This window comes from Helicobacter pylori SA213A (assembly GCF_000476275.1).
Classification (GTDB): Bacteria; Campylobacterota; Campylobacteria; order Campylobacterales; family Helicobacteraceae; genus Helicobacter; species Helicobacter pylori_CL.
Window position 1 is genome coordinate 36,883 of sequence record NZ_CBOM010000005.1, and the last position, 20,292, is coordinate 57,174.

33 protein-coding genes and 1 pseudogene are annotated in these 20,292 nt (G+C 40.3%); 5 read left to right on the plus strand and 29 right to left on the minus strand.

The genetic code is table 11. The features are described from left to right. The 4 genes from QT74_RS02905 to QT74_RS02920 all read right to left on the minus strand — a co-directional run bounded on the left by QT74_RS02905 (position 1) and on the right by QT74_RS02920 (position 4,174). Positions 1–582 carry an aminodeoxychorismate/anthranilate synthase component II gene (locus QT74_RS02905; RefSeq protein WP_033764518.1) on the minus strand — a complete coding sequence of 194 codons (582 nt, stop codon included), beginning with the start codon at positions 580–582 and terminating at the stop codon, positions 1–3. Continuing rightward, positions 579–2,081: an anthranilate synthase component I gene (gene trpE / locus QT74_RS02910; RefSeq protein WP_033764520.1), complete on the minus strand. Its 1,503-nt coding sequence runs from the start codon at positions 2,079–2,081 to the stop codon at positions 579–581. Before trpE ends, QT74_RS02905 begins: the two co-directional genes overlap by 4 nt. Before the next feature lie 232 nt (positions 2,082–2,313). Then, a complete protein-coding gene (locus tag QT74_RS02915; protein WP_033764522.1) occupies positions 2,314–3,369 on the minus strand; it encodes a glycosyltransferase family 9 protein in 1,056 nt (351 codons plus the stop codon). 67 nt (positions 3,370–3,436) lie between these two features. After that, a complete protein-coding gene (locus QT74_RS02920; RefSeq protein WP_024111883.1) occupies positions 3,437–4,174 on the minus strand; it encodes a 5'-nucleotidase, lipoprotein e(P4) family in 738 nt (245 codons plus the stop codon). Positions 4,175–4,297: 123 nt separating this feature from the next. Here QT74_RS02920 and QT74_RS02925 point away from each other — a divergent pair, with 123 nt between their 5' ends. Then, the gene (locus tag QT74_RS02925) at positions 4,298–4,846 is read left to right on the plus strand and encodes a YceI family protein (protein ID WP_033764524.1); all 549 of its coding nucleotides are present in this window, start codon (positions 4,298–4,300) and stop codon (positions 4,844–4,846) included. A 63-nt stretch (positions 4,847–4,909) separates the two neighbouring features. On the opposite strand, the gene tenA is transcribed toward QT74_RS02925, so the two are convergent. Further along, positions 4,910–5,563: a thiaminase II gene (gene tenA / locus QT74_RS02930; protein ID WP_033764526.1), complete on the minus strand. Its 654-nt coding sequence runs from the start codon at positions 5,561–5,563 to the stop codon at positions 4,910–4,912. 726 nt (positions 5,564–6,289) lie between these two features. Between tenA and QT74_RS02935 the strand changes: the two genes are divergently transcribed. The 4 genes and pseudogenes from QT74_RS02935 to QT74_RS02950 all read left to right on the plus strand — a co-directional run bounded on the left by QT74_RS02935 (position 6,290) and on the right by QT74_RS02950 (position 8,561). After that, positions 6,290–6,625 carry a hypothetical protein gene (locus QT74_RS02935; protein ID WP_033615928.1) on the plus strand — a complete coding sequence of 112 codons (336 nt, stop codon included), beginning with the start codon at positions 6,290–6,292 and terminating at the stop codon, positions 6,623–6,625. A gap of 23 nt (positions 6,626–6,648) precedes the next feature. Continuing rightward, on the plus strand, positions 6,649–7,113 hold the full coding sequence (locus QT74_RS02940; protein ID WP_024750994.1) for a hypothetical protein: 465 nt from the start codon (positions 6,649–6,651) through the stop codon (positions 7,111–7,113). 184 nt (positions 7,114–7,297) lie between these two features. Further along, positions 7,298–7,960 carry a nicotinamide riboside transporter PnuC gene (gene pnuC, locus QT74_RS02945; RefSeq protein ID WP_033764529.1) on the plus strand — a complete coding sequence of 221 codons (663 nt, stop codon included), beginning with the start codon at positions 7,298–7,300 and terminating at the stop codon, positions 7,958–7,960. After that, positions 7,948–8,561, plus strand: a pseudogene (locus QT74_RS02950) (thiamine diphosphokinase). Before pnuC ends, QT74_RS02950 begins: the two are co-directional and overlap by 13 nt. 641 nt (positions 8,562–9,202) lie before the next feature. On the opposite strand, the gene rplQ reads toward QT74_RS02950, so the two are convergent. The 24 genes from rplQ to rpsS all read right to left on the minus strand — a co-directional run bounded on the left by rplQ (position 9,203) and on the right by rpsS (position 20,291). Then, on the minus strand, positions 9,203–9,553 hold the full coding sequence (rplQ, locus tag QT74_RS02955) for a 50S ribosomal protein L17 (RefSeq protein WP_001216119.1): 351 nt from the start codon (positions 9,551–9,553) through the stop codon (positions 9,203–9,205). Further along, positions 9,553–10,587, minus strand: coding sequence for a DNA-directed RNA polymerase subunit alpha (locus QT74_RS02960; RefSeq protein WP_033764531.1), 1,035 nt, complete (start codon positions 10,585–10,587; stop codon positions 9,553–9,555). Before QT74_RS02960 ends, rplQ begins: the two co-directional genes overlap by 1 nt. Positions 10,588–10,598: 11 nt before the next feature. Further along, the gene (gene rpsD, locus QT74_RS02965; protein ID WP_000135258.1) at positions 10,599–11,225 is read right to left on the minus strand and encodes a 30S ribosomal protein S4; all 627 of its coding nucleotides are present in this window, start codon (positions 11,223–11,225) and stop codon (positions 10,599–10,601) included. A gap of 9 nt (positions 11,226–11,234) precedes the next feature. Next, positions 11,235–11,630, minus strand: a complete 396-nt coding sequence (gene rpsK, locus QT74_RS02970) for a 30S ribosomal protein S11 (protein WP_001129297.1) — start codon at positions 11,628–11,630, stop codon at positions 11,235–11,237. 22 nt (positions 11,631–11,652) lie between these two features. Further along, positions 11,653–12,015 (minus strand): 30S ribosomal protein S13, encoded by a 363-nt coding sequence (gene rpsM, locus QT74_RS02975; protein ID WP_000090809.1) that lies wholly within the window; start codon positions 12,013–12,015, stop codon positions 11,653–11,655. 3 nt (positions 12,016–12,018) lie between these two features. Beyond that, the gene (rpmJ, locus tag QT74_RS02980) at positions 12,019–12,132 is read right to left on the minus strand and encodes a 50S ribosomal protein L36 (protein WP_000868339.1); all 114 of its coding nucleotides are present in this window, start codon (positions 12,130–12,132) and stop codon (positions 12,019–12,021) included. Positions 12,133–12,209: 77 nt separating this feature from the next. Continuing rightward, positions 12,210–12,428, minus strand: coding sequence for a translation initiation factor IF-1 (infA, locus tag QT74_RS02985; protein ID WP_000090248.1), 219 nt, complete (start codon positions 12,426–12,428; stop codon positions 12,210–12,212). Beyond that, positions 12,428–13,189 carry a type I methionyl aminopeptidase gene (map, locus tag QT74_RS02990; RefSeq protein WP_033764534.1) on the minus strand — a complete coding sequence of 254 codons (762 nt, stop codon included), beginning with the start codon at positions 13,187–13,189 and terminating at the stop codon, positions 12,428–12,430. The genes infA and map overlap by 1 nt, the downstream gene beginning before the upstream one ends. Further along, positions 13,189–14,451 (minus strand): preprotein translocase subunit SecY, encoded by a 1,263-nt coding sequence (secY, locus tag QT74_RS02995; protein ID WP_001030187.1) that lies wholly within the window; start codon positions 14,449–14,451, stop codon positions 13,189–13,191. Before secY ends, map begins: the two co-directional genes overlap by 1 nt. A gap of 37 nt (positions 14,452–14,488) precedes the next feature. Further along, positions 14,489–14,890, minus strand: coding sequence for a 50S ribosomal protein L15 (gene rplO / locus QT74_RS03000; protein WP_033602313.1), 402 nt, complete (start codon positions 14,888–14,890; stop codon positions 14,489–14,491). A gap of 19 nt (positions 14,891–14,909) precedes the next feature. After that, the gene (rpsE, locus tag QT74_RS03005; protein ID WP_001860543.1) at positions 14,910–15,353 is read right to left on the minus strand and encodes a 30S ribosomal protein S5; all 444 of its coding nucleotides are present in this window, start codon (positions 15,351–15,353) and stop codon (positions 14,910–14,912) included. A 14-nt stretch (positions 15,354–15,367) separates the two neighbouring features. Further along, on the minus strand, positions 15,368–15,724 hold the full coding sequence (gene rplR, locus QT74_RS03010) for a 50S ribosomal protein L18 (RefSeq protein ID WP_033764536.1): 357 nt from the start codon (positions 15,722–15,724) through the stop codon (positions 15,368–15,370). Positions 15,725–15,737: 13 nt separating this feature from the next. Further along, positions 15,738–16,274: a 50S ribosomal protein L6 gene (gene rplF / locus QT74_RS03015; protein WP_033764539.1), complete on the minus strand. Its 537-nt coding sequence runs from the start codon at positions 16,272–16,274 to the stop codon at positions 15,738–15,740. A gap of 10 nt (positions 16,275–16,284) precedes the next feature. Continuing rightward, positions 16,285–16,680, minus strand: coding sequence for a 30S ribosomal protein S8 (rpsH, locus tag QT74_RS03020; protein WP_000245802.1), 396 nt, complete (start codon positions 16,678–16,680; stop codon positions 16,285–16,287). A 9-nt stretch (positions 16,681–16,689) separates the two neighbouring features. After that, entirely contained in the window at positions 16,690–16,875 is a 186-nt protein-coding gene (locus QT74_RS03025; RefSeq protein ID WP_001085694.1) for a type Z 30S ribosomal protein S14, read from the minus strand. 9 nt (positions 16,876–16,884) lie between these two features. Next, on the minus strand, positions 16,885–17,430 hold the full coding sequence (gene rplE, locus QT74_RS03030) for a 50S ribosomal protein L5 (protein ID WP_000467371.1): 546 nt from the start codon (positions 17,428–17,430) through the stop codon (positions 16,885–16,887). A 12-nt stretch (positions 17,431–17,442) separates the two neighbouring features. Then, complete coding sequence (gene rplX, locus QT74_RS03035) at positions 17,443–17,664, minus strand: 50S ribosomal protein L24 (protein ID WP_000834238.1); 222 nt, start codon at positions 17,662–17,664, stop codon at positions 17,443–17,445. After that, positions 17,664–18,032, minus strand: coding sequence for a 50S ribosomal protein L14 (gene rplN / locus QT74_RS03040; protein WP_000616110.1), 369 nt, complete (start codon positions 18,030–18,032; stop codon positions 17,664–17,666). The genes rplX and rplN overlap by 1 nt, the downstream gene beginning before the upstream one ends. Before the next feature lie 2 nt (positions 18,033–18,034). Continuing rightward, positions 18,035–18,295 (minus strand): 30S ribosomal protein S17, encoded by a 261-nt coding sequence (rpsQ, locus tag QT74_RS03045; RefSeq protein WP_033764541.1) that lies wholly within the window; start codon positions 18,293–18,295, stop codon positions 18,035–18,037. Positions 18,296–18,308: 13 nt separating this feature from the next. Beyond that, on the minus strand, positions 18,309–18,509 hold the full coding sequence (gene rpmC / locus QT74_RS03050; protein WP_033764543.1) for a 50S ribosomal protein L29: 201 nt from the start codon (positions 18,507–18,509) through the stop codon (positions 18,309–18,311). Further along, positions 18,496–18,921 (minus strand): 50S ribosomal protein L16, encoded by a 426-nt coding sequence (gene rplP / locus QT74_RS03055; protein ID WP_000928961.1) that lies wholly within the window; start codon positions 18,919–18,921, stop codon positions 18,496–18,498. The genes rpmC and rplP overlap by 14 nt, the downstream gene beginning before the upstream one ends. A 2-nt stretch (positions 18,922–18,923) precedes the next feature. Further along, positions 18,924–19,628 (minus strand): 30S ribosomal protein S3, encoded by a 705-nt coding sequence (gene rpsC / locus QT74_RS03060; RefSeq protein WP_000529972.1) that lies wholly within the window; start codon positions 19,626–19,628, stop codon positions 18,924–18,926. Positions 19,629–19,631: 3 nt separating this feature from the next. Further along, entirely contained in the window at positions 19,632–20,000 is a 369-nt protein-coding gene (gene rplV, locus QT74_RS03065; RefSeq protein ID WP_000030349.1) for a 50S ribosomal protein L22, read from the minus strand. A gap of 9 nt (positions 20,001–20,009) precedes the next feature. Next, positions 20,010–20,291 carry a 30S ribosomal protein S19 gene (gene rpsS, locus QT74_RS03070; RefSeq protein ID WP_000091385.1) on the minus strand — a complete coding sequence of 94 codons (282 nt, stop codon included), beginning with the start codon at positions 20,289–20,291 and terminating at the stop codon, positions 20,010–20,012. Position 20,292: the final 1 nt, after the last annotated feature.

The window sequence follows — 20,292 nt, forward strand, 5'->3', positions numbered from 1 at the left end:
CTATAACCCTCTTAAAAACCCCACGCTTTGCTCTAACAACGCCCTCCCTTGTAAAGTCATGATGCTTTCAGGGTGGAATTGGTAGGCTAAGATTTTATCTTCTTCATTGATAATGGCCATAGGGATATTGTCGTGCTCAGCGATCACTTCTAAATTTTTAGGCAACCCGCTCGCCATTAAAGAATGGTAACGACCCACCACCATGCTCTCCCCTAAACCTTTAAAAACGGCATGCTTTTTGAGCGCGATAGTGGTCGCTTTGCCATGCACGATTTCTTTACTCCTTATGATTTTAGCCCCATAGCTTTGTGCTAAGGCTTGCAAGCCTAAACAAACCCCTAAAATGGGGAATTTCTTTTTAGCCATTGCGATGATTTCTAAAAGATTGCCCGAACTGCTAGGGTTACCAGGCCCGGGCGAAATAAACAATAAGGGCGTTGTTGGTTCTTTAAGCATTAAATCCATAAGGTAACTAGGCTCAATATCGTTTTGATAAACAGCCACTTCATAGCCCAAGCACTCCAATTCATACACCAAGTTATAAGAGAAAGAATCAAAATTGTCTATAAAAAAGATTTTCATAAGCTTGTTTTCCTGATCGCATCAATAAGGGCTTGGGCTTTAGCTCTTGTTTCATTCGCTTCATTTTGTGGCACGCTATCTAAAACGATACCGGCTCCTGCTTGGATCACGGCTTGGTTGTTTTTGACAAAACATGAACGGATAGTGATGCAAGAATCCATAGACCCTTCGCTATTTAGATACCCCACACTCCCCCCATAAGAGCCTCTTCTTTGGTTTTCTAACTGGTAAATGAGCTTGATTGCAGAGATTTTAGGCGCTCCGCTAAGCGTGCCGGCGTTCATAAAGCTCCTGTAAGCATGCAAACTATCGCACCCTTTTTTCAATTCCCCCACAACCCTTGAAACTAAATGCATGACATTAGAATATTTATCCACTTTTAAAAGCTTGTCGCAATAACGCTTTTTTGAAACTCTGGCCATGTCATTTCTGGCTAAATCCACTAGCATGATGTGTTCAGCCCTTTCTTTAAAGTCGTGTTGCAAATCAAATTCCATTTTACTATCTAAATCGTAATCAATATTCCCTTCTTTATCCTTACCCCTTAAACGAGTGCCAGCAATGGGGTAAATTTCAGCCATGTTCGTTAAAGCGTTGTATTTCAAGGCGCTCTCAGGGCTTGCCCCAAAAAGGATAAAATCGCTGTCTTTGATATAAAACATGTAAGGGCTAGGGTTAGAGAGTTTTAAATGATAATACGCACTCAAACCCTCCAAGCACTCCATGTAAAAACTGCGCGACAATACCGCTTGAAAAATCTCGCCTTTTTTAATTTCTTCTTGCAAGGATAACACCTTTTTTTCAAACTCGCTATCATCGCAATTAACGCTAACTTCTGTGCTTTGCTTAGATTTTTTAGGGATAAAGTCGCTTTGAATGTTTTTAGCTAATTCTTTTAAATCTTGCAATTCTTTAGCCACCTCTGTTTTAAAGCGTTTATCAAAACACGCCCCCAAAATTTCAGCGCTTTTTTCTTTGTGGTCTATGATGATCAAATTTTGCGCGACATAAAAAATAAAATCATGCGCTGTGTTGTCTTTTGCTTTTAAATGGGGCAAATCTTCAAAAAAATTGAGCATTTCAAAAGAAAACACGCCCGCGCTCAAAAGCGTAAAGGGGTGTTTGGAATTTATCTTAACGCTTTTAAAAAGCCCCCTTAAAGCGTCAAAAGGGCTAGGCTCAAAGAGTTTTAAAAACTCATCTTGCGTTTTTTTATTTTTGGTGTAGGTTAAAGTTAGGGTGTTGTTTTGTATGGGCGTCTTAAAAAACGCGCTCAATTTTTGCAAAAACGCCCCACCATTAGGCGTTAGGCTAGTGATGGTTACGATATTGTGGTTGCAAATTAGCTTCAAACAGGCTTTAGCCATTAATAGGGATTTGGTGTGCGCTTTGCTCTCAATCTCAGCACTTTCAAAAAGCAAGGTGTGCTCGCGCTCTAATTTTTCATAAAGAGCTAGGGGGTAGGGAATGTAAGGGGCTTTTTCTATAAGACTAACCATCAATTTCTTTACACTAAAAATAAACTCGTATTTTACAAGAAATAGATAAATGGGCAATAAATTAATAGCCTTATAGAGTCTGCAAGGGCTAATCTAACTTAAACTCAAATTGGATTTCTCAAGGCTCAATTTATGAGAAAATTAGAAATTTTAATTAGGAATGCGAAAAACCACTTTAATCAGATTCAACTCTTGAGCGTTGTTAAGGTTGCTTGTGTGGTGCTTGTTGTCGTTATCTTTCTTGTGTGCAAGAAAGATTGGGTGCGATAAATTCAATAATATTCTCGCTTTCTTTTTTGATGTCAATCAAACCCATATCGTTTGAGCCATTAGGCGGGGTGATGCCTAAAAAATGCTCGTTAAAAGGCCGCCATCTGGCAATGGAGGCGCTGAGTTCGTTAGGATAAAACCCAATAGATTGGTTGTCAAACAAAGCGTTCACATGCAAAGGGCCTGAAGCGTTCCCGATATAGACGCTTAAATTCGCGCACAATTTGGCTAAATCCACTAAACTATGGCTCGTATCATAGAGATGAGCGAAAGGGACTTTTTTAAGGAGTTCTTCTGTGGCTTTCCTCTCGCCTGGCCCGCAAATAAGAATGATTTCACAACTCAAATTGTTGTGTAAACAATCAATCAGTTTGATAAAGTGTGGAGCGGGCAATACGGGCGAACTGCCTCCGCTATGCATATGCACGCCAATCCACAACAAACCAACATCAGCGTTGAGTTTTGAAGCGATGATGGATCGCTCTTTGGATTTGTCTTTAAGCTTCCATGCGATTTTTTTAATTGAAGCGTTAGGGAGATTATGATCTTTACAAAACGCATGGATTAAGTCCAAATTGTATTCGTATTCGGTTTTTAAGCATAACGATCGGCTTTGGCGCACGCTCTTTTGATAAAGCCAAGAATAAATTTTGGTCTTAGGGGCTAGGATATAAGGAATAAATTTCCTCAAACGAAAAGCGAGTCTGGCGTTTTTAAAATTAGAAAATAAAAAGATAAGAGCGTCAATGGTTTTACTTTTGAGAGTGGTGCTCAAATGGTTGTCTTCTATAATGACTTCATCAATGAAAGGGAATTCTAAAGCGATTGGGGTGGTATAGCTAGGCACAACCACGCCCAAATACACTTCCTTGCCTTTTTCTAAAAAAGCTTGCTTTAGAGCGATTAAAGCGGGTATGGCTAAAATAAAATCGCCTAACTTGTCGTTACGGATCACAAAAACTTTTTGAGAGTTTTCTTTATCTTTGCATTTTAAATCTTCAAACCCTACAAAATCCATAACTCCGCCTAAGAGATCAAATTTTTTGTCATGTTAGCAAAAATCGTTCTTATGCGATGGATAAACTTTATTTTTTATTCTGCCATGCTTTTATAGGCTCATCTTCCCATGTGCCATAGAGAGAGTTGGGTAAAATGATCCACTCTGTGCCGAATTTTTGAGCGTTTTGCAAGACTTTAGCCCGTTGTTCTTGGCTGTTTTTAGCGTCTTTAGCAAAAAGCGCGTCAAAATCATGCAAAGTGTCGCCCACTTGTAAAACAATCGCATAATCCTTAGCGACTAATTCTCGCCTAACGGCTTTAGGCTTGCCTTTTTCTTTTAATAGAACGGATTCTTCGCTCACTTGGGGGAGTTTGAAACTTTTGAGCGTTTTTAAAGTGAATGCCTTATTTTTTTGCGTGCGGTTAGAAATGTAAAAAATCTTAACGCCCTTAGAATTAGCGTATTCTAAAAAGTCTAGCGCTCCAGGAATGAGCGTAAGAGAGCCTTCTTTTTCAAATTTATCCCAAGTTTCTGGGGTGTATTTGATGCAATGTTTGGTCAAATAGCCCGCATAATCAAAAGTGTTTAAAACGGTTTCATCTAAATCCAAGATGACGGCTGGCTTTTTGTCTTTAACGAGCTTGAGATTATTGTCTAGCGCCATTTTCGCCATTTTGTAACTTTGCAATTGTAAGGCTCTGATCTCAGCGCTTTGCTGATGATACTTAACGCTTCTTGTTAGGGGCGAAACGCATTCTTTGGCATTTAACACACTCATTAAACTCAATCCTAATAAAACTGATGCAAGGGTCTTTTTTATCATAACAACACCTACCTAATGGGGATTTTTTGTATTATACCTTAAAACAGATGATTAGGAGTATTTTACCATTAACCAATTTGTTGTATAGTTGGCGTTTTTAATTCAAAATGAAGCGAGGAAACAATGAAAAAAGCGTTAATGTTCACCCTTTTGGGCGTTAGTTTGGTGTTTGCAAAACCTTATACGATTGATAAGGCAAACTCTAGCGTGTGGTTTGAGGTCAAACACTTCAAATTCAATGAAACAAGAGGCGTGTTTGATAATTTTGATGGTAAAATTGATGCCGATCCTAATACCAAAGCCCTCAATGTTTTTGAAGGCAAAATTGATATTAAAAGCATTAACACTAGGAACAAAAAAAGAGATGACCACCTAAAAACAGCAGAGTTTTTTGATGTGGTAAAATACCCCAAAGGGAGCTTTAAAATGACCAAATACGAAGATGGTAAAATCCATGGAGATTTGACCCTTCATGGCGTAACCAAACCTGTCGTATTGGAAGCCAAAATCCAAGCCCCCTTACAAAACCCCATGAATAAAAAAGAATTCATGGTGCTACAAGCTGAAGGCAAAATCAACCGCAAGGATTTTGGTATCGGTAAAACCTTTAGCGATGCTGTCGTCGGGGATGAGGTAAAGATTGAGCTCAAACTAGAAGCTTACGCCCAATAATCGTTTTGCAAGAGATAGATATCTTCTTCTCTTGCGTTTTTCTAACAGCACAAAAACCTTTATTCAACTTTGATACGCCATATCCCAAAACAGATATTCGTATTCGCTTGTAGTGATAAAAATCTCCTTTAATTTTTCAATTTCTTGTTTTGAAGAAGTGAGGGTGAGGGAATCAAGCAAATTAATATTCCAATTTACGCACGCTTGAAATTCTTTGGAACTATAGCCTTTAATCCAATGCCCATAAAAGGCATGCTCTAAAGCGTTTGGGATTTGGCTTAAATTTTGCGCGATCACTAAATAGCTCCAAGCGCAAGCCAGAACAGCCACCGCAACTTCTTTGATAGAGCCTTTAAACCCTTCAGCGAGCATGTAGCTTGTATAGGATTTATTCGCTAGAGTGGGGCGTGCGTTTTGCAATTCTTTTGGAGTGATTTGAAGTTCTCTAATGTAATGGTTATGGATACTCATCTCGTTATTCAAAATATCTTGTATAGCGTTAGAAAACTCCCTCATCACCGCTTCATCACAAGCCTTAACCACGCCCAAAGCAAAAACCTTAGCGTATTCTAAAAGAAACAAATAATCCTGAATGATATAAAAACGGAATTTATCTCTTTCTAAAGTCCCACGCCCTATGCCTTGAACGAACGGATGGGAAATACAATCCCCCCAAATAGATTGCGCGTTTTGATACAGATATTGTGAAACTTGCATTTTTACACTCCTAAAATCAATTCAATACGCATTCTAACACGAAAGCCCGCAACATGGTATAAAAATTTGTTGTTAAAAAGATTTGTGAGTGGGCTCTTGTTTTCAAAAATTGAACGCTGTATTAAAATATCTGTGATTTTGAATAGCGATTAATGATATTATAAGGCTTGTATTACCTTTATGTTGTTTAAGATTGGCTATCCTTTGTAATCATAAAAGGTTAATTCCATCTCGCTCTGTAGGTTTTGATTTTTAGAAGTTTTTATTATGGGAACTTGTAGTATGGCACTTACAAGATAGGAGTCAATCTTAGATGCATGGTTTCAAACCTATTACAGAGCGAGATGGAATTAACCCTACCATTTATGATTGGTTTAACCTCTGTATGAAGTCATATCGGTCAAAACTCCAAATAGTTTAGCATAAAAATAAAAAAGCGTCTAATATATTCAAAATAAGCGTTCAATTTTTAAGCGGTTGGTGTAAAAACGCAATTAAAGGCTTTAATGCTTGAAACTTAACGCTCTAAAACGCTTAAAAAATACTAAAACCATAAAACCAATGATTTACCTTAATATTGTAATTTGTGTATAAACAAAACATTTATTGAGCTTCTTGTGATATTTTTCCGATCTATAACAATGCTTTTAATAGGGTTGTGGTATAAATATTCTTATCAAGGTGTGCCAAACATGCCTTGAATCTCAATTGATGAAAGGATTTGTTATGAGTGGATTAAGAACATTTAGTTGTGTAGTGGTTTTATGCGGTGCAATGGCTAATGTGGCTATAGCTAGTCCTAAAATAGAGGCAAGGGGTGAATTAGGCAGATTTTTAGGAGGAGCTGTTGGGGGTGCAGTGGGTGGTGCAATGGGCGGAGCAATTGGGGCTCCTGGAGGTCCATTGGGTATTGGATTAGGGAGATTTGTTGGTGGTGGAGTAGGGAGAGAATTTGGTCGTGAAATAGGCGATAGGGTAGAAGATTATATCCGTGGCGTTGATAGAGAGCCACAAGCCCCAAGAGAACCCACCTATGATCGTCATTTCGTGTATGATAGGTAGCTTTGGGCAAGAAAGGAGAGAGCATGAATATCAAAAATCGTTTGAGCGACTGGGAATATCAATGGGCAGTGGTCATAGTCTATGCTGGATGTCTGTCTACATTTCCTTGGAGCCAAGGCGATATCCTTTTTAACCCTAAAGACAGCTATTACGCATGGCTAACGCTTTTAATAGCAACCCTATTGTCTAACCTTTTATTTGACCCACGAGGTAGGGATTGTTATAAATCTTTCCAAGTAAGATACCCTAGGTTTCTCAAAGCCATTTTTAAGGCTAGGTTTTTTGGCGCGTTTCATGACGCTGTGTTAGGAGCAAGGCTAAGGGATTTTTATGTGATGCTTTTAACGATGCCCTTTATTGCCGCTATCCATGAGATCTCGGCGTATTGCGGGCATCCTAGCACCTTCCTTATAGAGGGTTTGGTTATGCTTGGCTTTCTTGTGTGTTTTGGGATTTGTTGTAGGCTTTGCGCTAAATTAGGGTGGTGATTTAACTCAAATAGCATTAAATGGAGGGGGGAGTAAAAAATTAAAAAAACTTTAAAGCGCGTTCTCACTGATTTGTGTTACAATAAGGAGCATTTAAGGGGTGCTTTTTAAAACGCTCAAGTTTTTAAAAGGCTGAGATCAAACCCGTAGAACTTGTCAAGGTAATTCTTGCGTAAGGAATAGCATGTTAATAACCACCCAACTATCCAAACGATTTTACGCTACGCTCATTCTTTCTTGCGTGTTTTTAACCATCACTAATATCCTTGTCAAAGGCTCGTTTATCAATCTTTTAGCGGGGCTTAGTGGGGTTTTGTATGCGTTTTTTGCCGGAGAAAGGCAAACGATTTGCTTTGTGTTTGGTCTTGTTTATAATTTGAGTTACGCTTATGTCGCTTATCAGTGGAAATTAAACGCTGATGTGATTTTATGCCTTTTTTTGTATATGCCAGTAACGATTTATGGGCTGTTCGCATGGAAAAAGACAGAGCAGCATGAGGGCGTTATCAAGGCTCAAAAACTTCCCAAAAATTGGCGTTTTATACTCATTTTAGGCATAGGGGTTTTAACTTATGTGAGCGCTTTGTTTTTTAAAGAGATTAAAACGAATTTTTTATGGGCAGAGAGTTTTAATTTCGTCATCTTTATTGTTGCTTTTATTTTACAAGTTTTGCGTTATGTAGAGAATTATGCGTTAGTAACTTTGGGGAATATCGTGTCTATTGTCGTGTGGTTTTGTATTTTCCAAATTTCTACAGAGAGCTTGGTGCAACTCTTCACAACGATTCTATACCTTTTTATTGGCATGTATTATCTTAAGCGCTGGAACAAGTCATGCAAGCAGTGATTTTAGCCAATGGGGAGTTTCCTAAATCTCAAAAATGCTTAGACCTTTTAAAAAACGCTCCCTTTTTAATCGCATGCGATGGGGCTGTCCAGTCCTTGCATGCACTTCAATTCAAACCCAGCGTTGTTATAGGCGATCTAGATAGCATTGATTCGCATTTGAAAGCTTTGTATAACCCTATACGCATGAGCGAACAAAACAGCAACGATTTGTCCAAAGCCTTTTTTTATGCTTTGAATAAAGGCTTTGATGACTTTATTTTTTAGGGTTGAATGGCAAGCGAGAAGATCACGCTTTAGCGAACACTTTTTTATTGTTGGAGTATTTTAAATTTTGCCAAAAAATCCAAGCCATAAGCGACTATGGTCTTTTTAGGGTGTTAGAAACCCCTTTTACTTTACCTAGTTTTAAAGGGGAGCAAATCTCGCTTTTTAGCCTGGATCTTAAAGCCCAATTCACTTCTAAAAATCTCAAATACCCCTTAAAAAACTTGCATTTAAAAACGCTCTTTTCTGGATCGCTCAATGAAGCTACAGATCATTTTTTTAGCCTTAGCTCTACACCTAAATCGGTGGTGTTGGTGTATCAAAAATTCTTATGAGCGGGTTTTGTTAGGCAAGTTTTTGTCTGTATATTGTGTCAAGTTAAGAAGCGTTTGAGTTAGCAAGTATAGAAAGATTGATTCAGTTTCGCTTTGCGTGGAGGTGGTAGGTTTAGTGTTTTTAATGTGCATTGTGTGGCGGACACAATGATAGGAGTTCATATTTTTTCAACAAAACCACTACAAAGCGAACAAATCAACCCATCACTCATATCGGCTAAAATCCAAAGCAGTTTAGCATAAACGAATAGCCAATATCTAGCGTGTCTCAAAATACACTTGAATCCATCTGGATCAACCTCCAGCAGTTGGATTTCTTAAAATCATCAAACCAATTAGAAATCTCAATAAAAATGCAAGAAATACCGCTCAATTAAAGGGTGGGATAAAAGCCAGTGCGAGTTTTGAGTTTATTTTGATTTTTTAAAAATGGGTTTTTAGTTACTTTATTTCTGCAGTTTGGAGGTTATCGCTTAACTAAGCTCTTTTATATTTTGATTACAGAAAATGTTTTTTAGCATTTTTTAAATTTCATGATCAATAAAACAAAATCAAAGCTTCTAAGCGCTTCTTTTAAAAAGATAAAATCAAAGCGATAACCACCAACCAAGACTAAATCTTGGCTAGCAGTTTATTAAATTTCACACAAATTCAATGGTGGCTAGAGTGGAAGCGTCCCCTCTTCTAAAAGTGGTGCGTTGGATCCTAGTGTATCCGCCATTCCTTTGTGCGTATTTGGGCGCGATTTCAGTTACAAGCTTGTGGGTGGCTTCTTTGTTTTGCAAATATGCAAAAACATGGCGGTGCGCATTAAAATCGCCCACACGAGCCGCTGTCGTTAACTTCTCAATGTAACTGCGCAATTCCTTAGCTTTATAAATCCCTGTTTCAATTTTGTTATGCTCAATCAAAGCGATCGCTAAATTCTTTAATAACGCCTTTCTGTGCGAGCTGGTTCTCCCAAGCTTGCGGTATCCGTGTTTGTGTCTCATCAGTCGTTACCTCCTTTATCTTCTAATTTTTCTAATCTTTTCTTTAAACTCTCTCTTTGTTCATGGCTCAATTCTGTGCCTACCGGATAGCCCAAATCATTCAATTTTTCAGCGATTTCATCATAGGATTTTTTACCCATGTTCTTCACGCCCTTAAGCTCTTCTTCACTCATCAACACGAGTTCGCCCACATACTTGATGCCGATTTTATCCAAGCAATTAAAACACCTAGCGCTCAAATTCATGCTTTCAATTTTAGCACTCAAGTCTTTAGCGTCATCTCTTTGAGCGTAATCGCCTGAATACTCCGTGTTAGCGATGGGTCTTTCGCCAAAAACGCCTAGTTGCTTGCTCATCACTTTCACCGCTGACAAAAACGCTTTATAAGGGTCAATCTGCCCGTCTGTTTCAATATCAAAAATGATTTTTTCATAGTTGGGATCGCCCTCAACCAAAACATTTTCAATCTCATAAACGACCTTTTTAATCGGCGTGAAAGATCCGTCTAATGGCATGTAGCCCTCAAGCATCAATTCCCTTGTGTTTTCGCTTGGGACATACCCCATTCCTTTATAAATAATGAGCGAAAAATTCAATTGAGCGTCTTCGTTGATTGTCGCTAGGGGCATTTCCGGATTGACGATTTCTATATGCTCAGAATTCAAATCCCTAGCCCTAAGCTCCATAGGTCCCTTAAAAGAATAATCCACCACAACCGATTGGTTTTCTAAAGAGCTATCCTGCCCCACTAACGCCTTGGCTATAAAGCGGATATTCTTTAAATTCATGATAAAAAGCGACACATCTTCAGTAACCCCCCTTAAAGAGTCAAACTCATGATGGACGCCTTCAATCTTTAAACCTATGGGAGCATACCCCACAGAGCTTAAAAGCAAGAGCCTTCTAATAGGATGAGCGAGCGTAACAGCGTAACCAAACTCAAATGGAGCCAGAGAAATCTTAACCCGATTGCCCTCTTTCTCTAGCACCTTAATTTCTGATGGGATCAAAGGTGCTGTTTTGATAACTTTCATGCTCTAACCCCTTACTTAGAATACAATTCTACAATGAGTCTTTCTTCAATAGGGACAACCACTTCTTCTCTTTCAGGGTAGCGGGTGAAGATGCCGTATTTTTTATCTTTTTCCACATCAATCCATGGCACAATCCCTGTTTGAGCTGTCAATTCCATCGCGCGCACCACTTGAGGGTTGCTCTTGGTTTTTTCTTTGATCTCAATTTTTTGCCCTGAACGCACGAAATAAGAGGGAATATCCAAACGCTTACCATCCACAAGCACATGCCCATGCGTTACCAATTGCCTAGCAGAGCTTCTAGTGGTCGCAAACCCCATGCGATAGACAACATTGTCCAATCTTCTTTCAATCAAACGGATAAGGTTTTCACCCGTATTGCCGTCCAAGCGATTGGCTTCCACAAAAATACTCCTAAATTGCTTTTCAGAAATGCCATACATCATTTTAGCTTTTTGCTTTTCTTTCAATTGCAACCCGTAATCAGAAGTCTTAGTGCGTCTTTGCCCATGCTGGCCTGGCCCATAAGCCCTTTTATCTAGTGCACTCTTCCCACTCAATCGCCTTTCACCTTTTAAAGCTAAAGAAACCCCAAAACGCCTTTCTAGTCTTTCTACTGCGCCTCTATATCTTGCCATAAAGCCTCCTTACACTCTTCTTCTTTTAGGGGGTCTGCAACCATTATGAGGGAGCGGGGTGATGTCTTTAATCCAAAGCACTTTAACGCCCTCTGTCGCGCCCACGCTCTTAATGGCGGTCTCACGCCCACTACCTGGCCCTTGAACCTTAATACCCACTTCTTTAACGCCATGCTCTTTAGCCTTGCTTAGAGCGCTTTCTACAGCTTGTTGGGCCGCATAAGGGGTGGATTTTTTAGAGCCTTTAAACCCTAAACCGCCCGCCGTGCTCCAGCAAATCACATTGCCCATTTCATCAGTGATAGTGATGTTGGTATTATTAAAGGTCGCTGAAATATAAACAACCCCTCTCGCAATATTCTTTTTGACTACTTTCTTTTTAGCCACTACATTTCTCTTAGCCATTAAATCATCATCTCCTTATTCGCTACTTGCTACCCACGGTTTTTTTCTTACCCTTACGAGTCCTAGCATTATTTTTAGTGGTTTGACCTCTTACAGGAAGACCCTTACGATGCCTGATCCCACGATAATTCCCTAAGTCCATTAAAGATTTAATATCCATTTGAACTTTTTTACGCAAATCGCCCTCTACTAAGTAGCTTTGCTGGATTTTTTTAGCGATACTAGACACTTCATCTTCGCTCAATTCATGCACGCGCTTGTCAAAAGAAATGCCTACCGCTTCTAAAATCTCTCTAGAACTCTTAAGCCCAATCCCATAAATATAGGTAAGGGCATACTCCACTCTCTTCTTTTTTGGTAAATCCACACCAGCAATCCTTGCCATGCTTTATCCTTGTCTTTGTTTGTGTTTAGGGGTAGCGCAGATGACTCTAATAACGCCCCTTCTTTTAATAATTTTGCACTTATCGCACATCTTTTTCACTGATGGCCTGACTTTCATGATTTTTCTCCTTTGAAAAAATTAGGCACTACTAAAAACTTTTATACTAACATATTTTCATTGAAATAACCCTTAAATTATTTATATCTAAAAGTTATCCGACCCTTGTCTAAGCTATAGGGCGTAAGCTCTAGCTTGACCCTATCGCCTAAAGCAATCCTAATATAGTGCATGCGCATCTTTCCAGAAATACGGCACAACACCACATGCTTATTGTCTAACTCCACCTTAAAAGTGGCGTTAGGCAACGCCTCAATCACTTTCCCATCCACTTCTATAACATCATCTCTTGCCATTAACGCTCCGTAAGAATCACTGCTTTATTGCCAACTATGGCGATAGTATGCTCATGGTGGCTTGTGTTAAGCCCATCCACTGAAACCACGCTCCACTTATCCGCTAGTATTTTAGGCTCGCCCTGTTTTTGACACACCATAGGCTCTAAGCAAAATACCATGCCCTCTTTGATTTTAGGGCCGCTATTAGCTTTGACGCCTTTTTCTAGGTAGTTGGGGATTTCTGGCTCTTCATGGGGTTTTTTACCAATGCCATGCCCACAAAATCCTTTCAAAGGCACAAAGCCCCTTTCTGTAATAGCACTCTCTAAAATCTGACTCAACTCTTTAAAATGCATGCCCACTCTAATTGAATTAATGGCATGCATCAAGCTCTCTTCAGAGCAAGCGAGCAATTTTTCATCTTGCGGGCTTATTGCACCTATGGGAAGCGTGAGAGCTGAATCGCCATAATAGCCATCCACCTCCACCCCCAAATCCAAGCCTATAATATCCCCTTCTTGTAAAACATAATCCGTAGGAATGCCATGAATAACCACCTCATTTAAGGACATGCACACAGAGTTAGGAAATCCATACAGCCCCTTAAAAGCAGGCCTAGCATGAGAGGATTTGATAAAATCTTCAGCCATTTTATCCAACTCTAAAAGTGAAATCCCAGGCCTTACTTCTCGCTCTAAAAGGGCTAGTGCTTGAGCGGTTAATTCCCCAGCTTTTCTTAGAGCTTTGATTTCTTTTGGGCTTTTAATAGAGATTGCCATTAAAAGCCTACCGCGCTTAAAGTTTTATACTTGCTCATATAAATTTGTGCTTCAATCTTTTTCATGGTATCAATAGCAACTTGAACCACAATCAGCACCGCTGTGCCTCCAAAGTAAAAAGGCACGCCCATAGCCTTAACCAAAATCCAAGGCACGGTAGAAATGAGCGCTAGATACAACGAACCCCACAAAGTGAGCTTGCTCGCTACAGAATTTAAAAACGATGAAGTCCCCTCTCCAGGCCTAAGACCTGGAATATACCCACCATTACGCCTCAAATTATCCGCAATATCCTTAGAATTGAACACGATAGAAGAATAAAAGTAAGCAAAAAAGATGATGAGCAAGAACATCAAAATATTATACGCATACCCTTGCGGGCTTAAAAAATCCGCAACCGCTTGCAAGGTTTTGTTGCTTGTGGCTTGCTGTAAAATCGTAGAAGGGAACACGAGCAAAGCTGAAGCGAAAATAGGGGGGATCACCCCGCTTAAATTCAACTTAATAGGAATGTAATTCATGATGCGCTTGTTTTGGTTTTGCATCACCACTTTACGCGCATAAGAAATAGGGATTCTGCGCTCAGCTAATTCCACATAGATGATCGCAAAAATAGTCGCTAAAACAATCAGCACAATACCGATGAGCATTAAGATATTGATCACGCCCGTATTGACCAAGTTGAATGTGCCTGAAATAGCCGATGGGATCCCTGAAACAATCCCGGCAAAAATAATGAGGCTAATCCCATTCCCCACGCCCCTTTGCGTGATTTGCTCCCCTATCCACATGAGCAGCATCGTCCCTGTAAGCATAGAAAACGCTGAAACGATCATAAAGACTTGCATATCAATCATGATCGCTCCATTGGCTCCTCCACTAATGCTCCTTAAACCCACTGAAACGCTCACCGCTTGGATTAGGGTGATTAAAATGGTCAAATAGCGCACGATTTGCATGTATTTTTGCATGCCGTCTCGCTCTTTTTTCATTTTAGCCAGGTTGGGGAAAGTCGCGCTCAAAAGCTCCATGATAATTGAAGAAGTGATATAGGGCATGATACCCAAAGAGATGATGCTCAAGCGAGAAACCGCATTCCCGCTAAACATGTTAAACAACCCCAAAGCGTTGTTGGAATTGCTGTCAAAAAAAGCCTTGATCGCTGCTAAATCTACGCCAGGAATGGGGATATAAGCTAAGACTCTGTAGAGAAATAAAAAACCCAAAGTGATGAGTATCTTACTAGCAATAGCTTTATTCATAATAACTTATTCCTCTTAAATCAAGCTGATAGGGGCATTACTTCTGCCCGCTTGTTTTGATTCTCTCATCTTTAATTTTAGAAGCCAAAGTTTTAGCGTCTTTACCGATCAATTTCACGCCTTCAATATAAAGGGGGAAATGGTGCAAAGAACGCAAGCTTGAAAAAGTGATTTCTTCTAAATGCTTGATCGCTTCATTTTTATCCACATTGATAGAATAGACATGAGAATCTTTAGTCCTAAAACCTATTTTAGGCAAACGGCGTTGCAAGGGTTGTTGCCCTCCTTCAAAGCCTCTTTTAGCCTTATAGCCTGTCCTTGCGGTTTGGCCTTTACCGCCTCTAGTGGCCGTCTTTCCCATGCCGCTTCCTTGACCACGGCCCACTCGTTTGATTTTTTTAACGCTACCTTTAGCCGGTTTTAAATTTTCTAATCCCATTATCATATCTCCTTTTTAACTACGCCTTGATTTTCGCTAAAGCGTCAAAAGTCGCGCGCACCACATTATAGGGGTTGTTGGAGCCTAAAGATTTGGTGAGAATATCCTTAATGCCTGCTAATTCCACGATAGGGCGCGTTGAACCCCCAGCAATCACTCCCGTTCCCTCACTTGCCGGTTTGAGTAAAATACGGCTTGCGTTGTATTTATGCTCAATGTCATGAGCGATAGTCGTGCCTTTAATCGTTACATGGATCAGGTTTTTAAACGCATCATCTACCGCTTTTTTAATCGCATCAGGGACTTCCTTAGCCTTGCCCAAACCAAAGCCTACAAGCCCATTTTTATTGCCCACAACCACTAAAGCGTTAAAACGAAACCGCCTACCGCCCTTAACCACTTTGGTTACACGGCCAATATTCACAACGACTTCTTGAAACTCTTCTCTGTTAATCTCTTCCATACCTTTCCTTTCTGTCATAGAGCGATCCCATTCTCTCTCAAGCTTTCAGCAAACGCTGCCACCACGCCATGATAGAGGTAACCATTCCTGTCATAAACCGCTCGCTCAATCCCTGCTTTTCTCAATTCTTCAGCAAAGAGAGCGCCTAATTTTTTAGCGTCTTCTTGCGTGTTTTTAAAGCCCATTTTCCTGCCGTCAATATGCGTTATAGTGCTTTGTTTAACATCATCAATCGCTTGCGCATAGAAATAGCGATTCGAACGAAAAACGCTCACCCTAGGCCTTAATTTATCGCCCAAGAGTTTGCTTTTGATCCTTAATTTTCGGCGATCTCTTAAGGCTTTCTTTTTATACAATGCTTTCGCGTTCATCACTCCACCTTATTTATTTTTTAGCTGTTTTACCAGCTTTTCTAATAATGACTTCATTGCTGTATTTCACGCCCTTGCCCTTGTATGGCTCTGGGGGTCTGAAGTTCCTGATTTCAGCGGCGACTTGCCCTACTTTTTGCTTATCGCTCCCTTTGATCGTGATCGTGTTTTTTTCCACCACCATTTCAATCCCTGCTGGAATGGGGTATTTCACCGGGTGGCTAAAACCCAAACTCAAATCCAGAGTTTTATTGCCCAAAGCCACCTTATAGCCCACGCCATTGACTTCTAAAGTCTTACTAAAGCCGGCGCTTAAGCCTGTTACAATGTTGTTGGCTAACGCCCCATAAGTCCCCCAATAAGCCCTAGACTGCGCGTCTTCGCCCACAGGCTGGAAGCTCAATTGGTTGTTTTCAAGCGTGATTTTCACGCGGTTGTGAGTTTCTAACTCATGCTTTTCTTTGCTGTTTTTAAAAAGAAGCTTGCTCCCTTCAACGCTCGCTTGCACAGAGCTTGGAATTTCAATGATTCTTTTCCCAATTCTTGACATTTTTAATCCTTTACCAAATGCTGCAAAGCACTTCGCCACCGACATTTTGTCTGTAAGCTTCTTCGTTGGTGATCACCCCTTTAGAAGTGCTTACCACAATCACGCCATAGCCATTTTTAAAGCGCTTCAACTCGTTTTTTTGTTTATACACACGACGACCGGGCTTGCTTAAGCGTTTCACTTCGCTGATTTTTGAATGCCCTTTTTCATCATAAGCCAATTGCACATAAACCGATTGTTTCTTGTCTTTATCTTTGATATTGAAATCTTTAATGAAGCCTTTTTCTTTAAAAATCTCTAAAATAGAAACCACGATCTTTGCGTAATAAAGCTGTGTGAATTCTAAGCGGCGCATAGAAGCGTTTCTCAAACGAGTTAATGAATCTGCAATTATATCATTTACCATATCTTATCCTTACCAACTGGCTTTTCTCAAGCCTGGGATGAGTCCCTCACTGCCCATTTTCCTTAGGCACACCCTACAAAGTCCAAAATCCCTATAAACCGAATGAGGTCTCCCACAAATGCGGCACCTAGTATAAGCCCTTACTTGAAATTTTGGTTTCCTTTGAGCCTTTGCGATCATTGATTTTTTAGCCATATTAACCCCTTATCTCACTTTTGCAAAAGGCAATCCAAGCAATTCTAACAACTTGAACGCTTCTTTATCGTTGTCCGTAGAAGTTACCATAGTGATGTTCATGCCATGACTGACCATAATATCATCATAAACCACTTCCGGGAAAATCAACTGCTCATTGATCCCAAAGGTGTAATTCCCGCGCCCATCAAAACCATTCCGTGAAATCCCTCTAAAGTCTTTCACTCTGGGTAACGAAATCACAATCAGCTTTTCTAAGAAATTATACATGCGTTTATTCCTTAAGGTAACTTTCGCCCCTACCGCCATGCCTTCTCTGATCTTAAAGCCTGCAACGGATTTTTTCGCTTTAGTGATAACCGCTTTTTGCCCTGCAATCAAAGAAATCGTTTGCGCGATATTTTGCATGATTTTCATGTCTTTTGCATAAGCCCCAGCGCCCACGCTGATAACGATTTTTTCTAGCTTGGGCAAAAGCATGGGATTTTTGATGTCTAATTCTTGAGCGAGTTTTGCCCTCACTTCATTTTGATAAAATTGTTTCAAACCAAACATGTATCCAACTCCTTAGGCTTTCTTCACATTGGAAATGTGCATGGGCTTTTCTTTATGGATAAAGCCCCCTTTAGGGTTATCATCAGTAGGTTTAATCGCTTTTTTCACCACCTTACACCCTTCAACAACCACTTGAGAAGTCTTAGGCAACACCGCTAAAACCTTAGCGACCTTACCCTTATCGTCTCCTGCAATGACTTTCACCATGTCATTTTTTTTGATTTCGCTTTTCATTATACAACCTCCGGCGCTAGAGAAATAATTTTCATGAAATTAGCGTAACGCACTTCTCGGCTCACTGGCCCAAAAATCCTTGTGCCAACAGGATCTTTTTTAGCGTCCAAAATCACCGCTGCATTGTCATCAAAACGCACCAAAGAACCATTTTTCCTTTGGATTTCTTTTTTCGTTCTCACCACAACGGCTTTGACGACTTGACCGCGCTTCACCTTACCATTAGGGATAGCTTTTTTCACGGAAGCCACGATCACGCTACCCACGCTCGCATAGCGTTTGTGGCTGCCTCCTAACACCTTAATGCACATGATTTCTTTAGCACCGCTATTGTCAGCGACATTCAATCTTGTAAAACTCTGTATCATGCTTATACTCCCACTACTAAAATTTCTTTAAGCGTGAAGGACTTGGTTTTAGAAAGCGGTCTGCACTCAATCGCGCTCACAAAATCCCCTACTTTCACCTGATTGTTTTCATCATGAATGGTGTATTTTTTGAACTTTTTAACAATCTTGCGGTATTTTTCATGCACCACTTTTCTTTCCACAAGAATCACAGTGCTTTTTTCAGCAAACTTGCTGATGACCTTGCCTTGCACTAACCTCTTATGCGGCTCTTTCGTATTCATTGCTTACCCTTTTTTACTCAACGCTAGAAAAATAATGCGCATTAATGGCCGTGTTAATGCGAGCGATATTTCTTCTGGCTTTCTTAATCTCGTTAGGATTACTCAATTGCATAGCCTTTAATTTAACGCGCAACTCAAAAAGCTCCGCTTTCTTAGCATGCAACAACTCTTCTAATTCCTTGATACTCTTATCTTTCAATTCAGTATATTTCATTTTCGCTCTCACAAGTTACAATTTTGGTTTTAAAAGGAAGTTTGCTCTGAGCTAACGCTAAAGCTTCTCTCGCTAGTCCTTCTTCAATGCCTAGCATTTCATAAACGATTCTGCCCGGCTTGATATTCATCACCCATTTTTCCACAGAGCCTTTACCTTTACCCATCCTCGTTTCTAAAGGTTTAGCGGTCAAAGGCTTATCAGGGAATACTCTAATCCACACCTTACCCGCTCTTTTAATGTGCCTTGTCATAGCCACCCTTGCGGATTCAATCTGGCGTGAATCAATCCTCCCATGCTCTATGGCTTTAATCGCAATATCCCCAAACGCAATAGAGTTACCACGATGGGCTTTCCCACGATTGCGCCCTTTCATTTGCTTTCTGTATTTTGTTCTTTTTGGCATTAACATGATTATTGCCTCCCTCTTCTGCTTCTTCTAGGCTCTCTTTCTTCTTTAGCCTCTTCTTTTTTCTCAAATTGGATGCCTTTTTGCAAAACTTCCCCTTTGAAAATCCACACTTTCACGCCAATAATACCATATACCGTCATCGCTTCAGCAAAGCCATAATCAATCTTAGCCCTTAAGGTGTGTAAAGGCACGCGCCCTTCCATATACCATTCGGTGCGAGCGATTTCAGCTCCTGCTAAACGGCCAGAAACGCGCACCTTGATCCCTTTAGCGCCGGATTTTAACGCCGCTTGCATGACCTTTTTCATCGCGCGGCGGAAAGCGACCCTTTTTTCTAGCTGGGTGGCTACATTTTCTGCGGCTAATTGGGCGTCAGCTTGGGGGCGTTTGACTTCTTTAATATTAATGGAGACTTCTTTTTTGATGAGCGTTTTTAAGCCTTCTTTGACTTTTTCAATATCCACGCCTTTTTTACCAATGATAAGCCCTGGGCGAGCCGCTACGACCGTAACGCGCAGTTTTTTAGCCGCTCTTTCAATCACAATCTCGCTCACGCCAGCGTAATAAAGCTCTTTTTTAAGGAATTTCCTGATCTTATTGTCTTCATCAATATTGCTTGGAGCGGTGCGAGCGCTAGGGAACCATCTGGAAGTCCAATTCCTATTAATACCTAATCTTAAACCTACCGGATTAACTTTTTGTCCCATGCCCTACTTACCTTCTGCTTGATTTTTTTTATGGCTTTTAGAAGATTTCATTTCTTTCCCTTCTGCTACTTCTACGAATACATGAGATGTTGGCTTTCTAATGGCTGTGGCTCTGCCTTTAGCCCTTGGAATGGAGCGCCTAAGCACAGGGCCAGCATCCACTCTGCAAGAAACAATCAGAGCGCTCTTGGCGTCTAAAGAGCCGTTAGCGACCGCAGAAGCCACCACTTTTGAAAGCACTCTAGCTGCTTTATTGGGCGTAAATTCCAAACTAGCGATCGCTAATTCAGCGTTCATGCCTTGGATCTGTCTTGCAATCAATCTGGCTTTAGTAGGAGATAACCGCACAAATTTTAATAACGCTTTACTCATTCTACCCCCTTACTTGCCAATCTTTTTTTGGACACTGCCTTTGTGCCCTTTAAAAGTTCTTGTAGGAGCGAATTCCCCTAACTTATAACCCACATGGTTTTCTGTGATATACACAGGGACAAAAACCCTTCCGTTATGCACATTATAAGTAAAACCAATCATTTCAGGCAAAATGGTGCTTCTTCTAGACCATGTTTTAATCGGGCGGTTATCCTTACCCTCTTTTGCCTTGAGCGTTTTTTTCATCAAGTGGTCGTCTATAAAAGGACCCTTTTTAATTGACCTAGACATT